This window comes from Aquimarina penaris (genome assembly GCF_040786285.1).
Taxonomy (GTDB): domain Bacteria; phylum Bacteroidota; class Bacteroidia; order Flavobacteriales; family Flavobacteriaceae; genus Aquimarina.
In genome coordinates, this window is the sequence record NZ_JBFMKQ010000003.1 from 681,923 (window position 1) to 690,799 (window position 8,877).

An 8,877-nucleotide genomic window follows, 5' to 3' on the forward strand; every position below is an offset into this window, starting at 1 on the left:
AATAATATGAGTTCGCACTTCAAATATCTTGATTATTTGAAATACTATTACGCACTTTTATCATTTTTAGAAGTAACATCAGGAGTTTGAGTTAGGCTTTTGGCCCAGGCTATAGCATCTTCGAGATTATCAAAGCTTTGAAAACTGTTTCGCATAAATAGTTTTTCTAACAAAGAAGTAATAAGCCCTTTTGGATTATAGCTAACAATAGCATATCCCCTTAACTTATAATCACTCTTAAAAAACTTGATCCAATCGCTGGGTTTTACTGAATATGAGTGTACCCGGTTCGATATTAAGACTAAATTCTCGCCATTATGATCATAGAGTTCACTTAACTCTTTTACAATGGGTTTTGCATGCTCATCCCACGTGTATACTACTCCTTCATTGATCTCTGATACTATAAAAGTATCAAACAGATAGTATGTACCACAAGAATACCGTAACTCCTGAATCGCATCTTGATAAAAAGAAGAATCCCTTATATACCCCATAACCCTTACACAAATATCCTCCGAAACATCACCAAAAAGTACTTTCAATTGTTTTCGGAAAGAAATATATCTTATCAAGATACTAATAATCTGTAATCTAAACTAGAGAAATACTAGTATCTTTTACAGAATCTAAAGAAATAATACATCGGATAACACATATATATAATGAAATCAAATATGTATAAAATAAGGATTGCTTAAAATAAATTCAAAAAGCATTGGTTATCAATATATAGAGTTTTATTAGTTAAAAAGTTATAATATGAAACAAGTAGCTAAAATTATTGGTATTGTATTAATGTCACTGATATTTTCTTATTGCTCTAGTGATGATGATAATGTCCCTAATCCAGATCCAGACCCAGATCCCAATCCTACTGATGCCACCACAACATTAATTAGTACCTTAAGTGTACCCTGGGAAATACTTTGGGGGCCTGATAATTTTCTTTGGGTAGCCGAACGCAACGGAAAAATAAGTAGAATCAATCCCAACACGGGAGAACAAATTGAATTATTAACTATAAGTAACGTATCTCAGGTACAAGAAAGCGGGTTATTAGGTATGGTATTGCATCCTGATTTTATTAATACTCCGTTTGTATATGCTGTATATACATATTCAAGTGGGAACGATTTATTAGAGCGATTAGTACGTTTTACCTATACCAATAACACCTTATCTAATGAAACCACGCTAATCGATCAAATTCCGGCGAATAGAATTCATAATGGTAGTCGTCTTCTAATTACTCCAGATCAACATCTTATAATGTCTACAGGAGATGCAGGAAATACAAGCCTTTCGCAAGATGCAAACTCATTAGGAGGAAAAATACTTAGGCTCACACTTGAAGGAGGTATCCCTAGCGATAACCCCTTTACAAACAGTTATGTATATAGTTTAGGGCATAGAAATCCTCAAGGATTAACCCTGGGGCCAAATGAACGTATTTATAGCTCAGAACACGGCCCGGATACCGATGACGAGATCAATATCATAACATCGGGTGAAAATTATGGATGGCCCAACGTAAGAGGAGTAATAGATACCCCAAGCGAAGAATCATTTGCAGCAACCACTCCTGTCACCGAATCTATTTTTAATTGGACGCCAACCATTGCTCCATCAGATCTAATTTATTATACCAGTGATCGTATTCCTCAATGGACAAATCAATTGCTACTAACGGTGTTAAAAGAACAACAGATAATTGCACTTACGCTTAACAACGATGGTACGGCAATTACACAGGAAGAAGTATTCTTTAATGGTACTTTTGGTCGTATACGAGATATTGTAGTTTCTCCTACAGGACGAGTTTTTATTGCCACTAATGGAAACAGTTACGGAGATACTAGTAATACGCATAGTATTATTGAAATTAATAGGATAGAACTTTAATACTGTGTATTGCCAGTACCAAATCTGCGCATATCCGTAAGATTTTTCTGATTATGGGTAATCTTAGCCTTGGATTTATGATTCGTATTCTCCAAAAAGTATATCTTTAAACTTGCTTACTATGGAGACTATTAAAATTAAAACCTTTGAAGAGTTATTAGAAGCTCTTGAACGTCAAAAAACCGGGCAAACCTTCGTATACCGAGGAGTATCTAATATAACATATCAATTAGTCACTTCTTTGGGGCGTTGTGAGTCATCGATGGGCAAGCCTATAGATCAATTAGAGACAAGACTTACAAAGCTATTTAAAGAATCCTCTATACCCTACCTGGAGCATAAGCCCAATAATGAGTTAGAATGGCTTGCTATAGCACAACACTATGGATTACCTACCCGATTGCTTGATTGGACGTACAATCCCTTGATAGCTATATTTTTTGCAATATCCTCTACTCCTGTTACCGATGGAGCTGTATATAAACTCTCTGGATGTTCCACTATTCAAGCACCTGACGAAACAGATCCATATGCATTGGATAAAGTATATAAATATAGGCCTCCTTATATTTCTGCCAGAATCCAGAATCAGGCGGGATTGTTTACAGTGCATCACCAACCCGATGTTGCTTTCACACATGATAAACTTATGAAAGTTATTATTCCGAAAAGATTAAAAGCCACAATCAAGAAAACACTTTTTAAATATGGGATTAACCAACGATTAATGTATCCGGGATTAGAAGGTGTCGCAAGAGACTTAAGATGGCTAGAAACTAAAATGCATTAAATCATAGGTTATTCGGTAAAAAGACTGTTTTTCAGTGCGCTATAAGAATTTCATTTGCATATTCTAAGGTTTTTATATATTTTAGACCAACCCAAATTTAAAAATGATAGCTTATGCACAAAATTACCCTTGAGCAACAATTCAATGCTCGACAATTAACTCATAAATATAATGATATCTGGGATAGAGGTATTCACCTCTTTACTATAAATGATAAAAATCGTGATTTTTATTATAGTATCTTCTATATAGATTTATTGTTCGCAGAAGTAATATATAATAAGTTAACAGGAGATATTATCACCATTAAAAGCTTTAGCGATAAAGCCAAAATCATGTATTATTTAAGAGAAGATTTTTCTTAATTAGTCATCTGTTTACCGGCTGCGGTACCAAACATTAAGAACTAGTCCTACGATGACTAATAATGTTCCTATGAGGCTTAAAAATGGATAAGCATCAGAGAACCAGAATACGCCTGCAATCATTGTAAAAATAACTTCAACGTATTTAAGAGAGACAATCTTATTTGTCGCTTGCGATTGAAAAGCTTTGGTCATAAATAATTGTCCGAAATACCCAAAAATACCAAGACTTAATAACAACGCCCACTCTACTCCCGCAGGCGTAGTCCAATTAAATATAGACAGTACTCCTCCTACCACTATAGAAATCCACATAAAATAGTTAACAATAACAACAGGGTGATCTTTTTGCCCGATTTTATTAATCAATACATATACCACCCCACTAAATACCGCTGAACCTAAGATTAATAGAAAACCAAAAGAATCAATATTAGGATCAAAACCTTTGATCATTAATACTCCGGTAAATGCCATTAAGAAAAATAGCCATTGTATTGATTTTACTCGTTCTCTAAGAAAAAATACAGCCAGAATAGTTGCAAAAATGGGTGATAAATATCGTAGAGAAACCGCAGAACCAATGGGTAAATATTGCACCGACATAAAAAATAGTCCCATAGAGGTTACACCGGCCAACCCTCGATACACCAATAACTTTTTTTGATTCCCTAATATTGGAATTTTATGCCATAATAAATAACTCATTGTAAAAAACAAGGAACCAAACGCTCTAAAAAGTACAAGTTGAGCTCCGCCAAAATGAGATAGGTATTTCACAAATAAGTTCATTGCTGTAAAACATACAGCACTAAGGAGCATATAGTATATGGCTTTTTTCATAAAGGTATCAAAGATACATTTTTTTAATAGCTGGGAGTATACTAAACCAGCTTAGTATATCACTAATTAAATACTTCAATAATACATCTAGAATCTAATAATCAACACGTACTGCCTTTGGATATTACTGTGATTTAATACCTATATTTAGGCACTTTGGTATAATTTTGGTTTCATTATAAATAAATTTATTACTTTAGTTTCCTTAACCCCCCAAATTGAATCATGAAAAAGCTGTTTCCCCTATTACTGCTTTTTTTAGCACAAATTGCTTATTCGCAGAATTATTCTGTACTGGATTCGGTACAAAAAACACCTATATCGTATGCCACCATCTCTTTTGGAAACGGAAATGGAACTTTTGCCGATGCGGATGGTAATTTTCAATTTTCTAAAAAGTGGTATCCAGACATTGATTCCTTATACATTTCGGCTTTGGGTCATAAAGAAGTAACATTATCTACGAAATCTTTGCCTAAGGAGATACTTTTGATAGAAGATGTTGCAATGTTAAAGGAAGTCGTTATAACTGCCGAAAAGAAAAGAAAGTATAAAACCAAGAAGTTAACGTCCGAGGTTCATAATGATTATTTCAAATCCTGGCTACCCACTGTAGAATCAGAAATAGCAGTTTTTTTTCCGAAAAGTACAGAAAAATCAACCAAAATAGCTTCAGTTTATCTTCCGGTAAAAGTCGAATCCTCTAACCGAAACGCTACAAAAAACCAATCCTTTTCTACGGTATTCAAAATGCAGTTTTATGCTAATAATAGTGGCTATCCGGGCAAAAGATTGTTTTATGATGATGTTATTTTTAGTGTAACTGACAAAGATAAATCCAATTTTGAACTGAACGTTTCAGAACACAAAGTCTTCATCCCAAAGGATGGAATATTTATTTCTATTCAAGTCTTAGGCTATGCTGGTAAAGATGGTAAACTACAACAAACAAAAAAGTATAGTGAGATAGAAACCAGAAAGGGGATTGTAAAAGTACCCACGACATTTAGGCCATTACTTCCATTTACCGATAAAATAACCGGCTACAAAACATTTACCAGGAGAATATTCTTTAAAAACAGGACCTGGCAGCGTTTTGATCCAGAGTATAGCGATAATAACAATCTGATCAAAAACAACAATACCAATTACGGTATGGGGTTAAAATTACATTTGTTTGAGGATGAATAGTATTGGGCTAAAAGCCTGTTAATCTAAAAATGACCGTCGTTTCTGATTAAATTGCACTGCAGCTGTATGCATTTCTTGGTGTTTTGTACGGTTTTCGGCGTACGCTACGGCATCCGAAATGGTGAGATAATAGTGATCTATTCCTAATTTATCGGTAAAACCAGATCGTTTTAAAAAATCTCGCACCGGGCCAATAGTCCCCACCATTAACAAATGAATACCCAAGCCTTCTACATATTCACATATATCTTCTAAAACATGTAAACCTGTACTATCGATATCATGCATATTGGTATTATCAAGAATTAAAAATTTAGGTGATGGTTTACGATTTGTTATATATTCTTGAATGGTATCTTTAAAATAGCTTGAATTACCAAAGTATAATTGATTATCAAAACGAATGATCAAATAATCAGGTGATTGCTTAGCATCAGGAAATCTATTAATATTTCTATAATAGGTCGTGCCAGGTATATTTACAAGTTCTGCAATGTGTGGTCTAGAACTATAATACTGCAGGAAGATAAAAGACAATATCACTCCTATAAATATTCCTTTCTCTACTCCAAAAACTAATGTTCCCACAAAGGTGATGATCATCACAATAAAATCTCTTCTTCGTAAACGAAATAGGTATTTAGCCTCGCTAAAATTGATAAGCCCAAACACCGAAACTAATATGATAGCTGCTAAGGTGGCGTTAGGTATATAGTAAAAGAACTTCGTGAGAAATAATAGGGATAGAAGTACCATTATTGCAGCTATAATTGAAGATACAGTTGTTTTTCCTCCTGCCTCATCATTAATAGCCGATCTACTGTAACTTCCTGATGATGGGACTGCCTGAAAAAACACACCAATAACTTTAGCAATGCCTAAAGCGAATAACTCTTGATTTGGACGAATAATATGATCACGATTCTTCATTTCTAAAGATTTTGCGATCCCAATACTTCCGACATAGCCAATAAAAGTAACGGTTAATACCGAAGGGATAAGGATCATCATATTATCATAACTCATTTCGGGTATCATAAATGATGGTAGCCCACTAGGAACATCTTGTATTATTGCTACTCCCCTTTCATTCAAATCAAAAACATAAGCGGCAATAGTAGTAATCACCAATACTGTAAGTGCACCAGGAAAAGATCGTTTCCATTTTTTTAAGATTAGAATGACCACAATAGAAAATAGACATACTCCAAAAGTAATCCAGTTTATTTCCAGAAAATGCTGAAAAACATACCCAATCGTTTCGTGTGTATAGGTAAAGTTAGGTATATCCAATCCTAAACCCTGTTTAAGCTGAGAAACAATTATAATGATTGCTGCAGCAGAGATAAACCCTGAAATAACGGGTTGTGAGATAAGGTTTACCAAAAATCCCATTCTAAGTACACTCATAATAATCTGCAAAATCCCAATCAAAAAACCAGAAAATAGTACTAATTCTATGAACTTTTCTGTAAAAGGCTCAGCAAGTTGGCTTACACCGCTCATTACCAATATAGCCGTGACGGCAACTGGTCCTATACTTAATTGTCTAGAAGTACCAAAAAATGCGTAAAGCAATAAAGGAACTAAACAGGCATACAACCCATAAATTGGAGGAACTCCCATAAGCAAGGCATAAGCAATTGCTTGTGGTATTAGCACTACCCCAACTGTTATACCAGCAATGATATCTGACCTAAAAACAGAAGTAGTGTATTCTTTATTTGTAAAGATTTGAAGAAACGGGATTATTTTATGTAGTGCTTTGACTTCTTTTTGTTTTGGTTGATTAGGTAAATCTACAACAGTTGGTAAATTATGCCAAATGAATTTCTAATAGATACGTTTATTTTAATGATTTGTCTATTTTTGAATGCAAAGTATAACTAGATTAATATCACATATAGCCTAATGAATGAAACTTTACTTCTTCTCCTTTTAGCTGCTATTGGATTTATAGCCGGAGTTATCAATACGATGGCAGGTGGCGGCTCTTTACTCACATTGCCCATGTTAATTTTTATGGGATTGCCTCCGGCAGTTGCAAATGGCACCAATCGTATTGGTATTTTTATTCAAAGTATCACTTCGGTAGCAGGTTTTAAAAGCAAGGGAATTAAACCAAATTCTTTTGGTATATACTTAGGCCTCTCTGCGTTGATAGGATCATTAATTGGTGCGCAAATTGCTGTAGACATCAAGGGTGACACCTTTAATAAAATCTTAGCTGTCGTAATGGTTACTGTTGTCTTTTTTATGGTTTTCAAGCCGAAAGTAAAAATTGAAGACATGATAGAGAGAATACAAGGTAAACATCTATGGTTAGCAATACTGGCTTTTTTCTTTATTGGTATCTATGGTGGTTTCATTCAAGCGGGTGTTGGCATTTTTATTCTATTGGCACTGACTTCTATAAATTATATGGGGCTTGTTAAAGCTAATGCCGTAAAAGTATTGGTGGTTTTTATTTATACCATCGGAGCACTTGCTATTTTTATATACAACCAGCAAATAGATTATCTATACGGTCTTGTTCTTGCTCTTGGTAACGCATCGGGAGGATGGATTGCCAGCAGATGGTCGGTAAAGAAAGGAGATGGCATAGTAAAAGTGTTTTTAATCATTATGGTGATTGCTATGGCAGTAAAGCTTTGGTTGGATAGTTAAGAGTAATTACAAAACTCGTATTGTAATTACTTTTAAATGATTATTCTTATCTTTTACATCTAACAAACACAAAATCGTCGTATATGAAGTTTCCCTTACTAACCATCGTTATGATTTGTTTCCTCATTTTGAGTTGCAAATCACAAAAAAAAGAAGATCCCGAAGTTATTGATGAAACAGTAACTGAAGAACCTAAAGAAGAACCGAAAACACCAATAAGTGATATTACTATCGACCCTATAAGCCATGCTTCGACTATATTAGAGTGGAAAGAAAAAGTTATATATATTGATCCAACTGGAGGTACCAAGGCCTTTGTCAACAAAAAACTCGCAGATTTGGTATTGATTACTGATATTCATGGAGATCATATGAATATTGACACTCTGGATAGTTTAAACCTTTCTAAGGCAGAAATTATTGTTCCACAAGCAGTTGCCGAAAAACTTCCTGCTCATTATACCGAAAAGCTAGTCATAATTAATAATGGAGAAACCAAAGAAATACAAGGTATATCCATAGAGGCCATTCCTATGTATAATCTAAGAGAAGAAGCTTTAAAATTTCATGAAAAAGGTAGAGGAAATGGGTATGTGATTACCTTAGGAAAAGAACGAATATACTTTTCTGGTGATACCGAAGATATTCCCGAAATGAGAGCTTTAAAATATATAGACAAAGCCTTTATTTGTATGAATCTACCGTATACAATGACTGTAGAAAGTGCTGCTGATGCTGTTCTAGAATTTAAACCTAATCAAGTATACCCGTATCATTATCGCGGAACTGAAGGATTAAGTGATGTTATCAAATTTAAGGAGATTGTTTCTAAAGATCCTAATATTGAAGTAGTTCAATTGGATTGGTATCCAAACATTAAATAAAAAATAGCATAAAAAAAGCCTGAAAATACTTTCAGGCTTTTTCTATAATTATATTGTCTCGTCCTGAAATAAGTTGACACAAAATCGACTTATTTATGAAAGATTCAGTGAATTCTAAGAAGAAGCGTACTCAGTGCGATTACAATTTAGGCTTTAAATTAGCAGTAGTATCTCAGGTAGAAAAAGGCGAGATGACCTATAAGCAAGCTCAAAAGGCTTACGGTATTCAAGG

At 34.2% G+C, this 8,877-nt stretch carries 9 protein-coding genes and 1 pseudogene; 7 read left to right on the forward strand and 3 right to left on the reverse strand.

The window, feature by feature from the left end:
• Positions 1-47 precede the first annotated feature (47 nt).
• The gene (locus ABW637_RS16835) at positions 48-545 is read right to left on the reverse strand and encodes a hypothetical protein (protein WP_367585890.1); all 498 of its coding nucleotides are present in this window, start codon (positions 543-545) and stop codon (positions 48-50) included.
• 217 nt (positions 546-762) lie between these two features.
• Here ABW637_RS16835 and ABW637_RS16840 point away from each other — a divergent pair, with 217 nt between their 5' ends.
• From ABW637_RS16840 to ABW637_RS16850, 3 genes are all read left to right on the forward strand, one after another.
• Entirely contained in the window at positions 763-1,905 is a 1,143-nt protein-coding gene (locus ABW637_RS16840) for a PQQ-dependent sugar dehydrogenase (protein WP_367585891.1), read from the forward strand.
• Positions 1,906-2,026: 121 nt separating this feature from the next.
• Positions 2,027-2,695 carry an FRG domain-containing protein gene (locus ABW637_RS16845; RefSeq protein WP_367585892.1) on the forward strand — a complete coding sequence of 223 codons (669 nt, stop codon included), beginning with the start codon at positions 2,027-2,029 and terminating at the stop codon, positions 2,693-2,695.
• 113 nt (positions 2,696-2,808) lie between these two features.
• Complete coding sequence (locus ABW637_RS16850) at positions 2,809-3,060, forward strand: hypothetical protein (RefSeq protein ID WP_367585893.1); 252 nt, start codon at positions 2,809-2,811, stop codon at positions 3,058-3,060.
• 12 nt (positions 3,061-3,072) lie between these two features.
• Here the strand turns inward: ABW637_RS16850 and ABW637_RS16855 are convergent, their stop codons facing one another.
• Entirely contained in the window at positions 3,073-3,903 is an 831-nt protein-coding gene (locus tag ABW637_RS16855) for a DMT family transporter (protein WP_367585894.1), read from the reverse strand.
• Positions 3,904-4,128: 225 nt separating this feature from the next.
• Here ABW637_RS16855 and ABW637_RS16860 point away from each other — a divergent pair, with 225 nt between their 5' ends.
• Positions 4,129-5,094: a carboxypeptidase-like regulatory domain-containing protein gene (locus ABW637_RS16860; RefSeq protein WP_367585895.1), complete on the forward strand. Its 966-nt coding sequence runs from the start codon at positions 4,129-4,131 to the stop codon at positions 5,092-5,094.
• A gap of 18 nt (positions 5,095-5,112) precedes the next feature.
• Here ABW637_RS16860 and ABW637_RS16865 read toward each other — a convergent pair whose 3' ends face one another.
• The gene (locus tag ABW637_RS16865; protein ID WP_445012728.1) at positions 5,113-6,846 is read right to left on the reverse strand and encodes a SulP family inorganic anion transporter; all 1,734 of its coding nucleotides are present in this window, start codon (positions 6,844-6,846) and stop codon (positions 5,113-5,115) included.
• Between the two features lie 159 nt (positions 6,847-7,005).
• Here ABW637_RS16865 and ABW637_RS16870 point away from each other — a divergent pair, with 159 nt between their 5' ends.
• From ABW637_RS16870 to ABW637_RS16880, 3 genes and pseudogenes are all read left to right on the forward strand, one after another.
• Positions 7,006-7,761 carry a sulfite exporter TauE/SafE family protein gene (locus ABW637_RS16870; protein ID WP_367585896.1) on the forward strand — a complete coding sequence of 252 codons (756 nt, stop codon included), beginning with the start codon at positions 7,006-7,008 and terminating at the stop codon, positions 7,759-7,761.
• An 83-nt stretch (positions 7,762-7,844) separates the two neighbouring features.
• On the forward strand, positions 7,845-8,645 hold the full coding sequence (locus ABW637_RS16875) for an MBL fold metallo-hydrolase (protein ID WP_367585897.1): 801 nt from the start codon (positions 7,845-7,847) through the stop codon (positions 8,643-8,645).
• A gap of 95 nt (positions 8,646-8,740) precedes the next feature.
• A pseudogene (locus tag ABW637_RS16880) lies at positions 8,741-8,877 on the forward strand (IS3 family transposase); the annotation flags it as partial.

What these genes read in the sequence shown, in the direction of transcription:
- ABW637_RS16840 (WP_367585891.1), top strand. Translation starts at nt 763, where the DNA reads ATGAAACAAGTAGCTAAAATTATTGGTATTGTATTAATGTCACTGATA.
- ABW637_RS16845 (WP_367585892.1), top strand. Translation starts at nt 2,027, where the DNA reads ATGGAGACTATTAAAATTAAAACCTTTGAAGAGTTATTAGAAGCTCTT.
- ABW637_RS16850 (WP_367585893.1), top strand. Translation starts at nt 2,809, where the DNA reads ATGCACAAAATTACCCTTGAGCAACAATTCAATGCTCGACAATTAACT.
- ABW637_RS16855 (WP_367585894.1), bottom strand. Translation starts at nt 3,903, where the DNA reads ATGAAAAAAGCCATATACTATATGCTCCTTAGTGCTGTATGTTTTACA.
- ABW637_RS16860 (WP_367585895.1), top strand. Translation starts at nt 4,129, where the DNA reads ATGAAAAAGCTGTTTCCCCTATTACTGCTTTTTTTAGCACAAATTGCT.
- ABW637_RS16870 (WP_367585896.1), top strand. Translation starts at nt 7,006, where the DNA reads ATGAATGAAACTTTACTTCTTCTCCTTTTAGCTGCTATTGGATTTATA.
- ABW637_RS16875 (WP_367585897.1), top strand. Translation starts at nt 7,845, where the DNA reads ATGAAGTTTCCCTTACTAACCATCGTTATGATTTGTTTCCTCATTTTG.